The organism is Pseudomonas aylmerensis, from assembly GCF_001702265.1.
In the GTDB taxonomy this organism is placed as follows: domain Bacteria; phylum Pseudomonadota; class Gammaproteobacteria; order Pseudomonadales; family Pseudomonadaceae; genus Aquipseudomonas; species Aquipseudomonas aylmerensis.
Map to the genome: position 1 here is coordinate 55588 of NZ_MAUE01000028.1, position 17868 is coordinate 73455.

Genomic DNA, 17868 nt, shown 5'->3' on the forward strand with positions numbered 1-17868 from the left:
TGAGTAGAGCCCGAACTCTAGCGGCTTTGTGGTTTAATCCTGTGGGCCATTTATGCCTGGAAAGAGTGGACCACTATGAGCCGAGGAAAAGCTGCTTCCGCCCTGGACCTGCCCCGTCCCGATGGCCTCGATGCCAGCAAGCAACAAGGTGCCTACGCGGCGTTGCGGGGTGCGATCCTCAATCGGCAGTTGCCGGCAGGCGGTCGCTTGCCGTCCACGCGCAGCCTGGCGGAGCGCTGGCAGGTATCGCGTGGCACCCTGGAAGCGGCATTCGAGCGCCTGCACAGCGAAGGCTATGTGCAGCGGGTGGCCGGCTCCGGCACGCGGGTCTGCGCGGTGATCCCCGAACAATTCATGGCCGCGCCGACGGTGGCGCAGGCGCCGCGTCGCGCCGTGGTGCCGGATCAGCCGGACGCTGGCGTGCAGAGCCACGTGCCTTTTGTCGCGCGGCGACCGGACGCGAGCCTGTTCGATCTGAAAACCTGGGCCCGCTGTATTTCCCGTGGGCTGCTGTCTGTGGGCCCCGGCGTGCTTGAGGCCGCGCACCCTGCGGGCCTGCCGCAGCTGCGCGCGCAGATCGCCGATTACCTGCGCAGCTACCGTGGCCTGCAGTGCGAGGCCGACGAGGTGATCGTCACCACCGGCATTCGCCATGCGCTCGACCTGATCGCCCGCACGCTGCTCAAATCCGGTGACACCGCCTGTGTCGAGGACCCTGGCTACCCGCCGGCGCGCCGCCTGTTCAGCCTGGCAGGTGCGCATATCCACGCGGTGCCGGTGACCGCCGAAGGCCTGGACACCGACCAACTCCCCGACACGGCGCGCCTGGCCTATGTGACCCCGGCGCACCAGGCCCCGCTGGGCATGACCCTGTCGGTGTCGCGCCGCCTGGCGCTGCTGGACTGGGCCGCCCGTGCCGAGGCGTGGGTGGTCGAAGACGATTACGACAGCGAGTACAACTACAACGCCGCGCCGCTGGCCGCGCTCAAGTCCCTGGACTCCAGCGACCGGGTGATCTACTGCGGCAGCTTCAACAAGAACCTGTTCCCCGGCCTGCGCGTGGGCTTCATGGTGGTGCCCAAGGCGCTGCGTCCAGCGCTGCTGCGCACGCTGCAACTCACCGGGCATTCGGTGGGGGCGGGTGATCAGTCGGGGTTGGTGGAGTTCCTCGGCAGCGGCGCGTTCGTGCGTCACCTGCGGGCGTCGCGCCAGGCTTACCAGGCGCGGCGCGATGCGCTGTTGGAATGCCTGGGCGGGCAGTTCAGGGTCAGCGGCCAGCAGGCGGGCCTGCACTTTGTACTGTGGTTGCCGGCGGGGGTCGAAGAGCCAGATTTCTGCACCCGTGCCGCCGCTGTCGGCCTGACCTTGCAGCCCCTGGGCACGTTCTGCCGGGACGCGCGCCTGCCGCCGGCGGTGATCATCGGCTACACCGCGTTGACCCTCGCGCAGATCCGCTTCCATGGTCGCGCGTTGGCGAAATTGTTAATGGCGGCTTAACGCCCGCTTGGCTAGACTCGCGCCCCATGAGCCGCCTTCTGCGTTTGATCCTGGTCCTGCTGTTAAGCCTCACGCTTCCCCTGACCGGGATGGCGGGCGTGCCGTCGAGCACCGAGCCTTGCCCGATGAAGATGGCGGACATGCCGATGATGACCGACATGACCCCTGACTGCTGCCAGGACGGCGTGGATCATGGCAAGGCCTGCAAGCCCGGCCAGGAATGCAAGACCGGCGGCCTGTTGCAACTGTCGGTGCCGCTGCTCAAGGCGCCTGTGACCCTGGCGTCGGCGCAGCTTTTCAGCACTACCTCGGACTTTATCCCCGACCGCACGCCGTCCGGCGTCTGGCGCCCACCCCGCTACTGATTCCTGTTGCACCTGAAGTCTCATCCCGCCTTCGGGATGGCCTTGCTGTGCGCCGCATAACCCGGCGCGCAGTGGAACAGAACAGGAATCTTCAGCATGAATTCCCTCTACATGCGCGCCCTGGCGGTGGGCGTGCTGGCGTGGCCGCTGCTGGCGTCCGCGCTGACCCTGGATGACGCCCTGCGCCTGGCGCAAACCACTGCGCCGTCGCTCGCGGCCGAGTCGGCCAAGCTGCAGGCGGCGACGCAGGCGGCGATTCCGGCCGGTGAATTGCCCGACCCGAAACTCGTCGTAGGCCTGCAAAACTTCCCCATCGGCGGGCCCGATCGCGGCACGTTGTATGGCGATGACATGACCGAGCAAATGGTCGGTATCCAGCAACAGGTGCCCAGCCGTGACAAGCGCAAGGCGCGGGTCGAACTGGCCGACGCGACCGTGGCGCGCACGGCGGCCGAAGGGCGCGTCGAGCGCCTCAATGTGCGCCAGGCCACTGCCCAGGCGTGGATTCGCGCTTATGCGGTGGAGCGCAAGGACGCCTTGTTCCAGGACTTCTACCGACAGAATCGTCTGCTGCAGGACAGCGTCCGCGCCCAGTTGGCCGGCGGCCGTGGCCAGCCCTCGGATGCTGTCATCCCGCGCCAGGAAGCGGCTGAACTGGCCGAGCGCGAGGACGCGTTGACCGAACAGCGCGCCCAGGCCCGCGCCGCCCTCAAGCGCTGGATCGGTGCGGCGGCGAGCGAAGCCCCCAGCGGGCAATGGCCGAATTGGCCACTCGCCCATCCCTACAACCTGCACCAGCACCCCGAACTGCAAGCCTTTGCGCCGCGCACCCGCGAGGCCGAGGCACGGCTGCGCGAAGCCAAGGCGCAAAAGACCTCGGACTGGAGTTGGGAGGTGGATTACCAGCATCGCGGTCGCGAGTACGGCGACATGGTCAGCCTGCAATTGAGCTTCGACCTGCCGATTTTCCCCGGCCGCCGGCAAAACCCCGGGATTGCCGCCCGGCAGGCCGAGCTGGACCAACTGGATGCCGAACGCGAAGCCGCCACCCGCGAACACACCCAGGTGCTCGACGACGACCTGGCCACCTATCAGCGCCTCGACCGCGCCGTGCAGCGTAGCCAGGACAGCCTGGTGCCGCTGGCCGAGGAAAAGGTCGCCTTGAGCCTGGCCGGCTATCGCGCCGGCAAGACCGAGTTGATGGCGCTGGTCAGTGCCCGTCGCGAACTGGTCGACGCGCGTTTCAAGCAGATTGATGTCATCGAACAGCGTGCCCTGGTGGGTGCGCAGTTGTATTTTGCCTATGGGGAACCCGCCAATGATTAATCGATTGCTCGCTGTGGTGCTGCTGGCCGCAGGCGTGGGGGCGGGCTATTGGCTGGCGCAGAAACCTGCCGCCGCCCTGCCGGATAAAGCCGCGCTGTACTGGTATGACCCGATGTACCCGCAGCAGAAATTCGACAAGCCCGGCAAGTCGCCCTTCATGGACATGCAACTGGTGCCGCGCTATGCCGAGAGCACCGCCGACAACCATGCCGTGCAGATCGATCCGCAGGTGGCACAGAACCTCGGTGTGCGCCTGGCGACGGTGAGCCGGGACGTGCTCACGCCGACGCTGGAGCTGTCCGCCATCCTCGCGTTCAACGAGCGTGACGTGGCCGTGGTGCAGGCGCGTGCGGCGGGTTTTGTCGAGCGCGTTTACGCCCGCGCGCCGGGTGATGTGCTCCAGGCCGGCGCGCCGTTGGCGGATCTGCTGATCCCCGAATGGGTGGCTGCCCAGGAGGAGTTCCTGGCCGTGCGCCGCAGCGGTGATGCCAGCTGGTTGGCCGCTGCGCGCCAGCGCCTGCGCCTGAGCGGCATGCCCGCCGACGTGATCACGCGCATGGAACGCAGCGGCCGGGTGCAATCGGTGTTGACCATCACCAGCCCGTTGGCCGGTGCGTTGCAGACCCTGGACGTGCGCGAAGGCATGACGGTCGCGGCCGGGCAGACCCTGGCACGCATCAACGGCGTGGACCCGGTCTGGCTGCAAGTCGCGGTGCCGCAGGCCCAGGCGGCGGGAGTGGCGGTGGGACAGACCGTGCAGAGTCGATTTGTCGGGTGGCCGGGCAAGACCTTCAACGGCAGCGTCAGCGCGATCCTGCCAGCCACCGCCGCAGACAGCCGTACCGTGCAGGTGCGCGTCGAGCTGCGCAACCCCGACGGCGCCTTGCGCCCAGGCATGACCGCGCAGGTGCGCCTGGCGCAATCTTCCACACAATCGGTATTGCGCGTGCCGAGCGAGGCGCTGATCCGCACCGGCAAGCGCGTGTTGGTGATGCTGGCCGAGGAGGGCGGGCACTATCGACCGGTCGAGGTCGAGGTCGGCACAGAAAGCCAGGACCAGAGCGTCATCATCAGCGGATTGCAGGAAGGCCAGCAGGTGGTCGCTTCCGGCCAATTCCTGCTGGATTCCGAGGCCAGCTTGCGCGGGATAAGCGCCCCCTCGTCCGGCCCTTCTGACATGAGCCTGCAACCGGGGAGGCAGCCATGATCGCGCGGTTGATTCGCTGGTCCGTGGCCAACCGTTTCCTGGTCCTGCTCGCCACGCTGTTTGTTACCGCGTGGGGCCTGTGGGCGGTGCAGAACACGCCGGTGGATGCACTGCCGGACCTCTCGGATGTGCAGGTGATCATCCGCACGCCGTACCCGGGCCAGGCGCCGCAGATCGTCGAAAACCAGGTCACCTACCCGATGACCACGACGATGCTTTCGGTGCCGGGTGCAAGGACCGTGCGCGGCTTTTCGTTTTTCGGCGACAGCTACGTGTATGTGTTGTTTGACGAAGGCACCGACCTGTACTGGGCGCGTTCGCGGGTGCTGGAATACCTCAGCCAATTGCAGGCACGCTTGCCGGCGTCGGCCAAGCCCGCGTTGGGCCCGGACGCCACCGGCGTGGGGTGGATCTACCAGTACGCGCTGGTGGATCGCAGCGGTCGGCACGACCTGGCACAACTGCGCGCGCTGCAGGACTGGTTCCTCAAGTTCGAACTCAAGACCCTGCCCAATGTGGCGGAAGTCGCAACCATCGGCGGCCAGGTCAAGCAATACCAGGTGCAGCTCGACCCGTTGGCCCTGGCCAATCGCGGCATCACCCAGGCACAGGTCACGGAGGCGATCGGCAAGGCCAACCAGGAAACCGGCGGCTCGGTGCTGAACATGGGCGAGTCCGAATACATGGTGCGCGCCTCCGGCTACCTGAAAAGCCTGGCGGATTTTCGCGCGATTCCGTTGCGCCTGGCCACCGACAACGTACCGGTGACCCTTGGCGACGTGGCGAGCATTCAACTCGGTCCGGACCTGCGCCGCGGCGTCAGTGAACTGGACGGCGAGGGCGAAGCGGTGGGCGGCGTGGTGATCCTGCGCAGCGGCAAGAATGCTCGCGAAGCCATCGCCCCCGTCAAGACCAAGCTGGAGCAACTGAAAAGCAGCCTGCCGCCCGGCGTGGAGATCGTCACCACGTACGACCGCAGCAAATTGATCGACCGCGCCGTGGACAACCTCAGCCACAAGCTGCTGGAGGAGTTCCTGGTGGTGGCGCTGGTGTGCGGGATATTCCTCTGGCACCTGCGCTCGTCGCTGGTGGCGATCATCTCGTTGCCGGTGGGGGTATTGATCGCTTTTATCGTCATGCAGGTGCAGGGAATCAACGCCAACATCATGTCCCTGGGCGGCATTGCGATTGCCATTGGTGCGATGGTGGATGCGGCGGTGGTGATGATCGAGAACGCCCACAAGAAGATCGAGGCCTGGCACCACGCCCATCCCGGACGGGTGCTCAAGGGCGAGGAGCATTGGCAGGTCATGACCGAGGCCGCCGTGGAGGTCGGGCCGGCGCTGTTTTTCTGCCTGCTGATCATCACGTTGTCGTTTATCCCGGTGTTCACCCTGCAAGCCCAGGAAGGTCGCCTGTTCGGCCCGCTGGCCTACACCAAGACCTACGCCATGGCGGCGGCGGCCGGGTTGTCGGTGACCTTGATCCCGGTGCTGATGGGCTACTGGATTCGCGGGCGCATTCCCGATGAACAGCGCAACCCGCTCAATCGCGGGCTGATCAAGCTCTACCAACCGGCCCTCGATGCAGTGCTGCACCGGCCGCGCCTGACCCTGCTGGTGGCCTTGCTGGTGGTGGCCAGTGCGTTGTGGCCGCTGTCGAGGCTTGGCGGCGAATTCCTGCCGCCGCTGGACGAAGGCGACCTGCTCTACATGCCCTCGGCCTTGCCGGGGTTGTCGACGCAAACCGCTGGCGAGCTGCTGCAACGCACCGACCGCCTGATCAAGAGTGTGCCTGAGGTCGCCCATGTGTTCGGCAAGGCCGGACGTGCCGAAACCGCCACCGACCCGGCACCCCTGGAGATGTTCGAGACCACCATCGAGTTCAAGCCCAGGGATCAATGGCGCGCCGGCATGACCCCGGACGCACTGGTCAAGGAGCTGGACCGCGTGGTGCAAGTGCCGGGGCTGACCAATATCTGGATTGCGCCGATCCGCAACCGCATCGACATGCTCGCCACCGGGGTCAAAAGCCCGATTGGCGTCAAGGTCGCGGGCACCAGCCTGATGCAGATCGATGCGGTGACCCAGGCGGTGGAGAAGGTCGCGAAAACGCTGCCCGGCGTCAGTTCGGCACTGGCTGAGCGCTTGACCGGCGGGCGTTATATCGACGTGGACATCGACCGCGTGGCCGCTGCGCAATATGGGCTGAATATTGCGGATGTGCAGGCGATCGTGTCCGGCGCGGTGGGCGGCGAGACCGTCGGCGAAACCGTGGAAGGCCTGGCGCGCTTCCCGATCAGCCTGCGCTATCCGAAGGCATGGCGTGACTCGCTGGAGGCGCTGCGCAACCTGCCGATCTACACGCCGTTGGGCAGCCAGATCACGCTCGGCACTGTCGCGCAGGTCAAGGTGAACGATGGCCCGCCGATGCTAAAGAGCGAGAACGCGCGGCCTTCGGGCTGGGTCTACATCGACGTGCGTGACCGCGACCTGGCGTCGGTGGTCAAGGACCTGCGTGCGGCAATCGACCAGCAGGTGCAACTGCAGCCGGGGATGAGCCTGAGCTACTCGGGGCAGTTCGAATTCCTCGAGCGCGCCAACCAACGCCTGAAACTGGTGGTGCCGGCTACGCTGCTGATCATCTTCGTGTTGCTGTACCTGACGTTCCGGCGGATCGACGAGGCGCTCCTGATCATCGCCACCTTGCCCTTCGCGCTGACCGGCGGCGTATGGTTGCTGTATGCGCTGGGCTACAACCTCTCGGTGGCTACCGGGGTGGGGTTTATCGCATTGGCGGGGGTGTCGGCGGAGTTTGGCGTGATCATGCTGCTGTACCTGAAAAACGCCTGGGCCGAGCGCCAGGACCATGACCTGCTGGCCGCGATCACCGAAGGCGCGGTCATGCGCGTGCGCCCCAAGGCCATGACTGTGGCGGTCATCATCGCCGGGCTATTGCCGATTCTGCTCGGCGGCGGCACCGGCAGCGAAGTCATGAGCCGCATCGCCGCGCCGATGATCGGCGGCATGCTCACTGCGCCGTTGCTCTCGCTGTTTGTCATTCCTGCGGCGTACCGCCTGATGCGCCGAAATCAGCGATAAGCACACCCACTATGGCTGTGGAGCGCTGGCCGGTTGTGGGAATCGGTTTTGTGGCGAGCGGGCTTGCCCCGCGTTGGGCTGCGTAGCAGCCCTTATCAAGCAGAATGCGGTGTGCCAGGTTATATCTTGGTGATCCGTTTTGGGGCTGCTACGCAGCCCAACGCGGGGCAAGCCCGCTCGCCACAACAGGCCCACTCACCACGACAAGCCCGGTTTCCAGCACAATCCCCGTGCCGTTGGGATCAGTCATCAAACCCGACCTGTTCGTGGATCTCATCGACCTTCAATTCCAACCGGTACGCCACCGCAATAAACAAGGCCTGGCACAGGCACAAGGTGGCGCTCAACGAGCGGAACGCAAACGACGACCCCTCATTCACCAACAGTACCGCGTTCGCTCGCTTGGCCAGCGGCGACAGGTTGCTGTCGGTGATGATCAGGGTCTTGGCCTGGTGATGCTGGGCAATGCGCAGGCAGTGCTGGGTCTCTTTGCCGTAGGGCGTGAAGCTGATCGCAATCACCAGGTCATTGGCGCGCACGCTGCGCATCTGCTCGCGGTAACTGCCGCCCAGCCCGGAGATCAAGTGGATGCGCTTGTTGGTGTGCTGCAGGTTGTAGACCAGGTAGTCGGCGACCGCGAAGGAGCGGCGCACGCCAACCACGTAGATATTGTCGGCGTTGACCACCAGGTCCACGGCTTTCTCGAAGGCCGTGTCATCCAGCTCCAGACCCAGGCGCTCGATGCCCGACAGCGTGGCATTCACGCATTCACGCGCCAGGTCGCCGCCGCTGGCCTTCTGCGACTTGTTGGCGATCATGCTGCGGATGCGCTGCTGGTAGTTCTGCACCGGCGTGGTCTTGTGGGTGTAGGCCTCGCGAAACAGCGCCTGCATTTCACTGAACCCGCTGAAGCCGAAACGCTGGGAAAACCGCACGATGGCCGACGGATGCACTTCGCATTCACGGGCGATATCACTGATGCGGTCGACCATGATCCGGTCGCTCTGCTGGCTCATGTAGCTGGCGATGCGCTTGAGCTGGCGCGGCAGGCTTTCGTATTCGTCGGTGATCAGCTGCAACAGGCGTTCGGCATTGATCGGAGGGCTGGCGATGGTTCCTTCCAGGGTGGTCTCGGGATCGGTGCGGGACATGGGCAATCCTTCTGGCGTGTTCTTCTGATGCGCTGATGGGTGGCGCAAGTCTACAGGGTAGGCGCAAAAAAATACCCCGGCATCACGGCCCCGGTGGCTTGCTGAAACGATGCACGGGGGCTGGCGTGCCCCTATGCTGGCGTATTGGAAAAAATATTCCACTAAAAATAATTATGGAATAAATATTGATTGCAGTCGCCGGACGTTCTAGTCTGCTCCCACCAAGAGCGTTTGCCGTCGCCACGGCGGCACAACGCAGGCTGATAAAAATAACAGGAGCCAGCATGGGCCAGACTCGTTTTGCCAGTGGGCGTCAATTGGATCTGATTTGCCTCGGGCGCCTGGGCGTCGACCTCTATGCACAGCAAGTCGGTGCACGGCTTGAGGACGTGTCCAGCTTTGCCAAATACCTCGGCGGTTCCTCCGCCAACATCGCCTTCGGCACTGCCAGGCTTGGGCTCAAGTCAGCGATGCTGAGCCGGGTCGGGGACGACCACATGGGCCGCTTCCTGGTGGAATCCCTGGCCCGCGAGGGCTGCGATGTCAGCGGCATCAAGGTCGACCCGGAGCGCCTCACCGCCCTGGTGCTGCTCGGCCTCAAGGACCGCGAAACCTTCCCCCTGGTGTTCTACCGCGAAAATTGCGCCGACATGGCGTTGCGTGCCGAAGACATCAACGAAGCCTTTATCGCCTCCAGCAAGGCCCTGCTGATTACCGGTACGCATTTCTCCACCGACGGCGTCTACAAGGCCAGCATCCAGGCCCTCGACTACGCGGCCAAGCACAACGTCAAGCGCGTGCTGGATATCGACTACCGCCCGGTGCTGTGGGGCCTGGCGGGCAAGGCCGATGGCGAGACCCGGTTTGTCGCCGACCAGAATGTCAGCCAGCACGTGCAGAAAATCCTGCCGCGTTTTGACCTGATCGTCGGCACCGAAGAAGAATTCCTCATCGCCGGCGGCAGTGAAGACCTGCTCACGGCATTGCGTACCGTACGTGAACTGACCCCGGCGACCCTGGTGGTCAAGCTCGGTCCGCAGGGTTGCACGGTGATCCACGGTGCCATCCCCGCGCGCCTGGAGGACGGTGAGATTTATCCCGGCGTGCGCGTTGAAGTGCTCAACGTGCTCGGCGCCGGCGATGCCTTTATGTCCGGCTTCCTCAGCGGTTGGCTGAAGGATGCCAGCGATGAACGCTGCAGCCAGTTGGCCAATGCCTGCGGTGGCCTGGTGGTGTCCCGGCACGCCTGCGCCCCGGCAATGCCGACCCCGGCGGAGCTGGAATACCTGTTCAACAGCCCGGTGCCGATTACCCGCCCGGACCAGGACGTGACCCTGCAACGCCTGCACCGTGTCAGCGTGCCGCGCAAGACCTGGAAGCAGCTGTTCGTGTTTGCCTTCGACCACCGCTGGCAACTGGTGGACCTGGCGCAACGCGGTGGCCAGGACCCGAGCCGGATCAGTGACATCAAGCAGCTGTTTATCCAGGCCATTGAACGCGTGGAACACAAGCTTGCCGAGCAAGGTATCGAGGCCGATGTGGGCCTGCTGGCCGACCAGCGTTTCGGCCAGGACGCGCTCAACGCCGCCAGCGGCCGGGGCTGGTGGATTGCACGCCCGGTGGAAGTGCAGAACTCGCGCCCGCTGGCGTTCGAGCATGGCCGTTCGGTCGGCAGCAACCTGATTGCCTGGCCGCAGGAACAGATCATCAAGTGCCTGGTGCAATTCCACCCCGACGACGAGCCGCTGCTGCGCCTGGAACAGGAGGCGCAACTCAAGGCGGTGTACGAGGCTTCGCTGGTCAGTGGGCATGAACTGCTGCTGGAAGTCATCCCGCCCAAGGATCACCCGTCCACGTACCCGGATGTGCTCTACCGCAGCCTCAAGCGCCTGTACAACCTGGGGATCTACCCGGCGTGGTGGAAGATCGAGGCGCAGTCGGCCGCGACCTGGAAAAAGCTCGACGAACTGATCCAGGAGCGCGACCCGTACTGCCGTGGTGTGGTGCTGCTGGGCCTGAACGCTTCGGCCGAGTTTCTCGCCGATGGCTTCCAGCAAGCCAGCCACAGCACCACCTGCCGGGGTTTCGCCGTGGGTCGCACGATCTTCCAGGAGCCAAGCCGCGCGTGGATGGCGGGGGAGATCGACGATGAAACGCTGATCCAACAAGTGCAGGCCACCTTCGAACAACTGATCAACGCCTGGCGCAGTGCCAGGGGCTGAACCCAGCCGCCCATTTGAAATGCAGTCCAGTGTGGGGGCTGGCTGGCCTGCGAAGGCATCACCTCGGTGTATTTGAAGGCCCGAGTTGCCTGTATCGCAGGCAAGCCAGCTCCCACATTAAGCAGATCTCAGTGATACCTGAAAATAATAAAGGTGCAGCCATGCCCGCAATCCGAATTGGCATCAACCCGATCTCCTGGAGTAACGACGACCTGCCGGCCCTGGGCGGAGAAACGCCCCTGAGCACCACCCTGAGCGAAGGCAAGGACATCGGCTACGAAGGTTTTGAACTCAACGGCAAATTCCCAAAGGATGCCAAGGGCGTCGGCGATGTGCTACGCCCCTACGACCTGGCGCTGGTCTCCGGCTGGTACTCCAGCCGCCTGGCCCGCCGCTCGGTGGCCGAGGAAATCGAAGCCATCGCCGGGCATGTCGAGTTGCTCAAACTCAATGGCGCCAAGGTGCTGGTGTACGGTGAAGTCGCCGACTCGATCCAGGGCTCACGCATCCGCCTGATCGAACGCCCGCGTTTTCACAGCGAGCAGGCCTGGCAGGACTATGCCGACAAACTCACCGAGCTGGCACGCTTTACCCTGTCCCAAGGCGTGCGCCTGGCCTACCACCATCATATGGGCGCCTACGTCGAGTCCCCGGAAGACATCGACCAATTGATGCAGCGCACCGGCCCGGAAGTCGGCCTGTTGTTCGATTCGGGGCACTGCTACATGGGCGGCGGCGAACCCCTCGAGGTGCTGCGCAAGCACATCGACCGCGTCTGCCACGTGCACTTCAAGGATGTGCGCAAACCCGTGGTGCAACTGGCACGCAACCAGATGTGGAGCTTCCCCGACTGCATCGTCAACGGCACCTTCACTGTGCCCGGCGACGGTGATATCAACTTCGCGCCGTTGCTCGATGAGCTGCTGGCCGCGAAGTACGAGGGCTGGCTGGTGGTGGAGGCCGAGCAGGACCCGGCCGTGGCGCCCAGCTATATCTATGCGAAAAAGGGTTACGACACCTTGCGCGCACTTCTGAGCGAGAGGACTGCACCATGAGCTTGCTGGTCAAAAGCAGTAAACGCGGACAAACCATGGTTGCCCTGGAAGAGGGCCGCCTGGAGTACGTGGGCTTTGCCGCCTACCGCCTGAGCCTGGGCGAAACCCTGCCGGTCACCGCCGGCGACCAGGAGTTGTGCCTGGTGCTGCTCAGCGGGCGGGTGAACATCGAAGGCGAGGGCTTCAGCTGGCAGAACCTCGGCGATCGCCAGTCGGTGTTCGAAGACAAGTCCCCGTTCGCCGCCTACCTGCCGCCGGGCACCGACGCCCAGGTCACCGCCTTGAGCGATGTGCAGATTGCGGTGTGCGCCGCGCCGGGTGCCAGCGGCTACACCCCGCGCCTGATCCGGCCTGAAGACTGCAAGCGCAGCGTGCGCGGCAAGGCTGCCAATACTCGCTATGTGTGCGACATCCTGCCCGACAGCGAGCCGGCCCATTCGCTGCTGGTGGTGGAAGTGCGCACGCCGTCCGGGCACTCGTCGAGCTACCCGCCGCACAAGCACGACACCGACGACCTGCCGCACCAGAGCTTCCTGGAAGAAACCTATTACCACCAGATCAACCCGCCCCAGGGCTTCGTGTTCCAGCGCGTGTACACCGACGATCGCAGCATCGACCAGGCCATGGCCGTGGAAAACAGCGACCTGGTGGTGGTGCCCAAGGGGTATCACCCGGTCAGCGTGCCGTACGGCTATGAATCCTATTACCTGAACGTGATGGCCGGCCCCAAGCGCGCCTGGCATTTCCATAACGACCCGCAGCACAGCTGGCTGCTGGATCTCTAATCGGTTTGAGCGGAGAACAACAATAATGAAGTCGCCTCTACGTTTTGCCCTCAATCGCATGGTTGCGCCCAACCTGTCCCTGCCGGATTTCATCCAGTTGGCGGCGTCCCTCAAGTGCGATGCCATCGAGATCCGCAACGACCTCAAGGGCCACGACATCGAATACGGCACCCCGGCCAGTCGCGTGCGTGAACTCTGCGCAGTGCAGGGTATCACCGTGCTGTCGATCAACGCGCTGTACCCCTTTGATGTGTGGAACGATGAGCGCCGCGCCCAGGCGATCACGCTCGCCACCTATGCCCGCGAATGCGGCGCCCAGGGCCTGGTAATGTGCCCATTGAATGAGCGCGGCGATAGCCGCAACGAGGCCCAGCGCGCTGCCGGGTTGCGCACCGCATTGAGCGAACTGGCGCCGATCCTGCGTGAGTACGGCATCCTCGGTTTTATCGAGCCGCTAGGTTTTGAAGAGTGTGCGCTGCGCCGCAAACGCGTGGCGGTGGACGCGATCCAGTCCATCGGCGGGCTGGATGTATTCCGCCTGGTGCACGACACCTTTCACCATCACCTGGCGAGCGAGCAGGAATTCTTCCCGCAGTTGACCGGCCTGGTGCATATCTCCGGGGTGGAGGATGCCGAGGCCCCGCTGAATTCGATCCGTGACGGCCACCGCGTGCTGGTGGGCGAGGGCGACATCCTCGGCAATGCGGCGCAGATCGACACCTTGCTCAGCAGCGGTTACAGCGGCTACCTGTCGTTCGAGCCGTTTGCCGAAAGCGTGCATGCATTGGCGGATATCCAACAGGCGCTGGGCGCGAGCATCGCGCACTTGCAAGGCACCCGGACCTGACGCGGACCGAACGGTGGGAGCGGGTTTGCTCGCGAAGGCGGTGTATCAGTCAAGGATTGTGTATCTGGCACACCGCATTCACGAGCAAGCCCGCTCCCACACTGGATCACTGTTGATCGACAGATTTGCATTCACACAAGGTGCGAACATGAGTACAACACGATTGACCATGGCCCAGGCCCTGGTGAAGTTTCTGGATAATCAATACATCGAAGTCGATGGCGTACAGAGCAAGTTCGTGGCCGGCGTTTTCACGATTTTCGGCCACGGCAATGTGCTGGGCCTCGGCCAGGCGCTGGAGCAGGACAGCGGTGACCTGGTGGTGCACCAGGGCCGCAACGAGCAGGGCATGGCCCACGCCGCCATCGGGTTTGCCAAGCAGCACCTGCGCCGCAAGATCTACGCGTGCACCGCGTCCGTCGGGCCGGGCGCGGCAAACATGCTGACCGCCGCCGCGACCGCCACGGCCAACCGCATCCCGCTGCTGCTGTTGCCCGGCGATGTCTACGCCAGCCGCCAGCCCGACCCGGTGCTGCAACAGATCGAGCAATTCCACGACCTGAGCATCAGCACCAACGATGCCTTCCGTTCGGTGAGCAAATACTGGGACCGCATCAACCGCCCCGAGCAGCTGATGACCGCGGCGATCCATGCCATGCGCGTGCTCACCGACCCGGCGGAAACCGGCGCGGTAACCCTGGCCTTGCCGCAGGATGTGCAGGCTGAAGCCTGGGATTATCCGGATTATTTCCTGCAAAAACGCGTGCACCGTATCGACCGCCGTCCGGCGACCACGGCGATGATCGGCGATGCGCTGGCGGCTTTCCGGGGCAAACGCAAACCGCTGATCATCTGCGGGGGCGGGGTCAAGTATTCCGGCGCGAATGCCGCGCTGCAGGCGTTTGCCGAACGCTTTGACATTCCCTTCGCCGAAACCCAGGCCGGCAAGAGCGCGGTGGTCTCCAGCCATCCGCTGAACGTCGGCGGCATCGGTGAAACCGGCTGCCTGGCCGCCAACCTGCTGGCTCCCGAGGCGGACCTGATCATCGGTATCGGCACCCGTTACACCGACTTCACCACCTCGTCGAAGTCGCTTTTCAAGCACGCCGACGTGAAGTTTCTCAACCTCAATATCAGCCCCTGCGACGCGGTAAAACTCGACGGCGTGCAAGTGCTGGCCGACGCCAAGGTCGGCCTCGAAGCCCTGGCCCAGGCCCTCGGTGATTACCGTTCCGGCTGGGGCGAGCAGGTACGCGACGCCAAGGCCCAGCTGGACGCCGAAGTCGAGCGTGTGCACCAGGTCGAATACCAGGGCGACGACTTCGTGCCCGAAGTGGATGACCACCTGGACCGCGCCGTGCTGCGCGAGTTTATCGAGCTGACCGGCTCATGCCTGACCCAGAGCCGCGTGCTCGGCGTGCTCAACCAGCACCTGGCCGACGACGCAATCATCGTCGCCGCCGCCGGCAGCCTGCCCGGTGACCTGCAGCGCGCCTGGCGCAGCAAGGGTGTGAACACCTATCACGTCGAATACGGCTACTCGTGCATGGGCTACGAGATCAACGCAGCCCTGGGGGTGAAACTGGCCGAGCCGAGCAAGGAGGTGTATGCGCTGGTCGGCGATGGCTCCTACATGATGCTGCACTCGGAGTTGGCCACCTCGATTCAGGAGCGGCGCAAGATCAATGTGGTGCTGCTCGACAACATGGCGTTCGGGTGCATCAACAACCTGCAGATCGGCAATGGCATGGACAGCTTCGGCACCGAATTCCGCTACCGCAACCCCGAGAGCGGCAAGCTCGATGGCGGCCTGGTGCCGGTGGATTTCGCCATGAGCGCGGCGGCCTATGGCTGCAAGACCTACAAGGTCAGCAGCGTCGAACAACTGGAAGCGGCCCTGGCCGATGCCCGCACGCAAAGCGTGTCGACACTGATCGATATCAAGGTCCTGCCCAAGACGATGGTCCACGGCTACCTGTCGTGGTGGCGCGTCGGCGTGGCGCAGGTGTCGACCAGCGAACGCACGAACGCGGCGGCGAAAAAACTCAATGAACACCTGGCGAAGGCCCGGCAGTACTAATAACAAGAGGAGTGTTTGCATGTCTTTGAAGCTTGGAGTGATCGGTACCGGCGCCATTGGCCGCGACCATATTCGCCGTTGCAGCCAGACCCTGCTCAATAGCCAGGTAGTGGCGGTGACCGACATCAACCTGGAGCAGGCCGCCAAGGTGGTCGCGGACCTGAAGCTTACCGCCGAGGTTTATCCCGACGGCCTTGCGTTGATCAACTCGCCGCAGGTCGAGGCGGTGCTGGTGACCTCCTGGGGCCCGAGCCACGAAGCGTTTGTGCTCGCCGCCATCGCCGCCGGCAAGCCGGTGTTCTGCGAAAAACCGCTGGCGGTGACTGCCGAAGGCTGCCGCAAGATCGTCGATGCCGAAGTCGCCTACGGCAAACGCCTGGTGCAAGTCGGCTTCATGCGCCCGTATGACGAAGGCTACCGCGCCCTTAAAGCCGTGATCGACAGCGGCCAGATCGGCGAGCCGTTGATGCTGCATTGCGCGCACCGCAACCCGACGGTGGGCGAGAACTACAAGACCGACATGGCGATTACCGACACCTTGATCCATGAGCTGGATGTGTTGCGCTGGTTGCTCAACGACGACTACGTGTCGGTCCAAGTGGTATTCCCACGCAAGACCAGCAAGGCCCTGGCCCACCTGCGCGACCCGCAGATCGTGTTGCTGGAGACGGTCAAGGGCACGCGCATCGACGTCGAAGTGTTTGTGAACTGCCAGTACGGCTACGACATCCAGTGTGAAGTGGTGGGGGAGACCGGCATCGCCAAATTGCCGGAGCCGTCCCAGGTGCAACTGCGCAGTGGCGCCAAGCTGTCGAATGCGATTCTGATGGATTGGAAGGACCGGTTTATCGGCGCGTATGACGTCGAGTTGCAGGCCTTTATCGACAGCGTGCGGGCGGGGCATGTCGGCGGGCCGTCGGCGTGGGATGGTTTTGCTGCCGCCGTGGCGGCGGATGCGTGTATCGAGGCCCAGGGCAGTGAGCAGATTGTGAAGGTCAGCCTGCCGGATCGCCCTGCGTTCTACGGCTAACACTCGGTCAATGTGGGAGGGGGCTTGCCCTCGATAGCGGTGGGTCAGATAACAACTGGTTGACTGACACTCCGCCATCGGGAGCAAGCCCCCTCCCACAGTTGATTGGGTTTGCACTTCAATCAAGGAGTTGATCATGCGAATCGGACTAGTCGGCTACGGCCACGGAGGGCGCTTCTTTCATGCGCCGCTGATTGCCACGCTGCCAGGCGCCACCTTTGTCGGCGTGGTGACGCGCTCACCCGAGCGCCGCCAGCAATTGAGCACTGACCATCCAGGTGTGAAGGCCTTCGACAGCATCGGCCAGATCGTCGAAGCCGGTGTCGACGCGCTGGTGATTTCCACCACTCTCAAAGGGCGCCCGGCGCTGGTGCTCGAAGCCATCGAGCACGGTGTCGCGGTGGTCAGCGACAAACCCTTTGCCAGCAATGCCGAACAGGCCCAGGCGCTGATCACCGCCGCCGAGCGCCAGGGCGTGCTGCTCAGCGTCTATCAGAACCGGCGTTGGGACTCGGACTACCTGACCTTGCGCAAGCTGATCGACGCCGGCGCCCTGGGCGCGATCACCCGCTTCGAATCCCGCGTCGAACGCTACAGCCCGCAGGCAGTCGGCAACGCCAGCGGGGGCGGCTGGCTGCGCGACCTCGGCAGCCATCTGGTGGACCAGGCCTTGCAGTTGTTCGGTCCGGTGGACCGGGTCTTCGCGCAATTGCAGTTCAGCCCGGAATATCCCAGCCTCGATCACGGTTTCTTCGTGTCCCTGACCCATGCCAATGGCGTGGTTTCACACCTGTGGGGCAACGCCCTGCAAAACAGCCAGGCCCCGCGCTTTCGCGTCAGCGGGACGTTGGGCTGCTACACCGTCGAAGGCCTGGACGGCCAGGAAGAAGCGCTGATGGCGGGCAAATCGCCGAAGACCGAAGGCGAGCACTGGGGCGCCGAGGAGCATCGGCGCTGGGGCTGGTTCGAGCAGGGTGAGGAGCGCGAGCGCGTGCCCTCGGAGAAGGGCTGCTGGACCCAGTTCTATCGCCAGTTGCAAGCCGCCGTGCAAGGGCAGGGGCCATTGCCGGTGGATGCCTATGACGCGTTGGAAACCACCCGTATATTGGACGCTGCACGCCTGAGCGCCGAGCGCCAGCAGGTGGTTTCAACAAAAATAGAATAAAATTCTAAAACAGGTTGATATGGAAATTATTTTCCAA

The 17868-nt window shown here is 64.2% G+C and carries 13 protein-coding genes; 12 read left to right on the forward strand and 1 reads right to left on the reverse strand.

From position 1 onward, the window contains the following. The first annotated feature begins 75 nt into the window (after positions 1 to 75). The 5 genes from pdxR (at position 76) to BBG20_RS19885 (ending at position 7496) form a co-directional block, all read left to right on the forward strand. Positions 76 to 1497 carry a MocR-like pyridoxine biosynthesis transcription factor PdxR gene (pdxR, locus tag BBG20_RS19865; RefSeq protein WP_065906270.1) on the forward strand — a complete coding sequence of 474 codons (1422 nt, stop codon included), beginning with the start codon at positions 76 to 78 and terminating at the stop codon, positions 1495 to 1497. 26 nt (positions 1498 to 1523) lie between these two features. Next, positions 1524 to 1862 (forward strand): hypothetical protein, encoded by a 339-nt coding sequence (locus BBG20_RS19870; protein ID WP_065906272.1) that lies wholly within the window; start codon positions 1524 to 1526, stop codon positions 1860 to 1862. Positions 1863 to 1958: 96 nt separating this feature from the next. Further along, positions 1959 to 3188 (forward strand): TolC family protein, encoded by a 1230-nt coding sequence (locus BBG20_RS19875; RefSeq protein ID WP_065906274.1) that lies wholly within the window; start codon positions 1959 to 1961, stop codon positions 3186 to 3188. Then, positions 3181 to 4395: an efflux RND transporter periplasmic adaptor subunit gene (locus BBG20_RS19880; RefSeq protein ID WP_065906276.1), complete on the forward strand. Its 1215-nt coding sequence runs from the start codon at positions 3181 to 3183 to the stop codon at positions 4393 to 4395. The genes BBG20_RS19875 and BBG20_RS19880 overlap by 8 nt, the downstream gene beginning before the upstream one ends. Further along, positions 4392 to 7496: an efflux RND transporter permease subunit gene (locus BBG20_RS19885; protein WP_065906281.1), complete on the forward strand. Its 3105-nt coding sequence runs from the start codon at positions 4392 to 4394 to the stop codon at positions 7494 to 7496. The genes BBG20_RS19880 and BBG20_RS19885 overlap by 4 nt, the downstream gene beginning before the upstream one ends. 242 nt (positions 7497 to 7738) lie before the next feature. Here the strand turns inward: BBG20_RS19885 and BBG20_RS19890 are convergent, their stop codons facing one another. Next, complete coding sequence (locus BBG20_RS19890; RefSeq protein WP_065906283.1) at positions 7739 to 8647, reverse strand: MurR/RpiR family transcriptional regulator; 909 nt, start codon at positions 8645 to 8647, stop codon at positions 7739 to 7741. Between the two features lie 284 nt (positions 8648 to 8931). Here BBG20_RS19890 and BBG20_RS19895 point away from each other — a divergent pair, with 284 nt between their 5' ends. The 7 genes from BBG20_RS19895 to BBG20_RS19925 all read left to right on the forward strand — a co-directional run bounded on the left by BBG20_RS19895 (position 8932) and on the right by BBG20_RS19925 (position 17831). Next, positions 8932 to 10869 (forward strand): bifunctional 5-dehydro-2-deoxygluconokinase/5-dehydro-2-deoxyphosphogluconate aldolase, encoded by a 1938-nt coding sequence (locus BBG20_RS19895; RefSeq protein ID WP_065906285.1) that lies wholly within the window; start codon positions 8932 to 8934, stop codon positions 10867 to 10869. 161 nt (positions 10870 to 11030) lie between these two features. Then, positions 11031 to 11924: a myo-inosose-2 dehydratase gene (gene iolE / locus BBG20_RS19900; protein WP_065906286.1), complete on the forward strand. Its 894-nt coding sequence runs from the start codon at positions 11031 to 11033 to the stop codon at positions 11922 to 11924. Then, on the forward strand, positions 11921 to 12709 hold the full coding sequence (gene iolB / locus BBG20_RS19905; RefSeq protein ID WP_065906288.1) for a 5-deoxy-glucuronate isomerase: 789 nt from the start codon (positions 11921 to 11923) through the stop codon (positions 12707 to 12709). Before iolE ends, iolB begins: the two co-directional genes overlap by 4 nt. Positions 12710 to 12734: 25 nt before the next feature. Then, positions 12735 to 13556, forward strand: a complete 822-nt coding sequence (locus BBG20_RS19910) for a TIM barrel protein (RefSeq protein ID WP_065906290.1) — start codon at positions 12735 to 12737, stop codon at positions 13554 to 13556. 148 nt (positions 13557 to 13704) lie between these two features. Beyond that, positions 13705 to 15636 carry a 3D-(3,5/4)-trihydroxycyclohexane-1,2-dione acylhydrolase (decyclizing) gene (iolD, locus tag BBG20_RS19915; RefSeq protein ID WP_065906291.1) on the forward strand — a complete coding sequence of 644 codons (1932 nt, stop codon included), beginning with the start codon at positions 13705 to 13707 and terminating at the stop codon, positions 15634 to 15636. A 19-nt stretch (positions 15637 to 15655) separates the two neighbouring features. Further along, positions 15656 to 16666 carry a Gfo/Idh/MocA family protein gene (locus BBG20_RS19920; protein ID WP_065906293.1) on the forward strand — a complete coding sequence of 337 codons (1011 nt, stop codon included), beginning with the start codon at positions 15656 to 15658 and terminating at the stop codon, positions 16664 to 16666. A gap of 136 nt (positions 16667 to 16802) precedes the next feature. Beyond that, complete coding sequence (locus BBG20_RS19925; RefSeq protein WP_065906303.1) at positions 16803 to 17831, forward strand: Gfo/Idh/MocA family protein; 1029 nt, start codon at positions 16803 to 16805, stop codon at positions 17829 to 17831. Positions 17832 to 17868: the final 37 nt, after the last annotated feature.

What these genes read in the sequence shown, in the direction of transcription:
- pdxR (WP_065906270.1), top strand. Translation starts at nt 76, where the DNA reads ATGAGCCGAGGAAAAGCTGCTTCCGCCCTGGACCTGCCCCGTCCCGAT.
- BBG20_RS19870 (WP_065906272.1), top strand. Translation starts at nt 1,524, where the DNA reads ATGAGCCGCCTTCTGCGTTTGATCCTGGTCCTGCTGTTAAGCCTCACG.
- BBG20_RS19875 (WP_065906274.1), top strand. Translation starts at nt 1,959, where the DNA reads ATGAATTCCCTCTACATGCGCGCCCTGGCGGTGGGCGTGCTGGCGTGG.
- BBG20_RS19880 (WP_065906276.1), top strand. Translation starts at nt 3,181, where the DNA reads ATGATTAATCGATTGCTCGCTGTGGTGCTGCTGGCCGCAGGCGTGGGG.
- BBG20_RS19885 (WP_065906281.1), top strand. Translation starts at nt 4,392, where the DNA reads ATGATCGCGCGGTTGATTCGCTGGTCCGTGGCCAACCGTTTCCTGGTC.
- BBG20_RS19890 (WP_065906283.1), bottom strand. Translation starts at nt 8,647, where the DNA reads ATGTCCCGCACCGATCCCGAGACCACCCTGGAAGGAACCATCGCCAGC.
- BBG20_RS19895 (WP_065906285.1), top strand. Translation starts at nt 8,932, where the DNA reads ATGGGCCAGACTCGTTTTGCCAGTGGGCGTCAATTGGATCTGATTTGC.
- iolE (WP_065906286.1), top strand. Translation starts at nt 11,031, where the DNA reads ATGCCCGCAATCCGAATTGGCATCAACCCGATCTCCTGGAGTAACGAC.
- iolB (WP_065906288.1), top strand. Translation starts at nt 11,921, where the DNA reads ATGAGCTTGCTGGTCAAAAGCAGTAAACGCGGACAAACCATGGTTGCC.
- BBG20_RS19910 (WP_065906290.1), top strand. Translation starts at nt 12,735, where the DNA reads ATGAAGTCGCCTCTACGTTTTGCCCTCAATCGCATGGTTGCGCCCAAC.
- iolD (WP_065906291.1), top strand. Translation starts at nt 13,705, where the DNA reads ATGAGTACAACACGATTGACCATGGCCCAGGCCCTGGTGAAGTTTCTG.
- BBG20_RS19920 (WP_065906293.1), top strand. Translation starts at nt 15,656, where the DNA reads ATGTCTTTGAAGCTTGGAGTGATCGGTACCGGCGCCATTGGCCGCGAC.
- BBG20_RS19925 (WP_065906303.1), top strand. Translation starts at nt 16,803, where the DNA reads ATGCGAATCGGACTAGTCGGCTACGGCCACGGAGGGCGCTTCTTTCAT.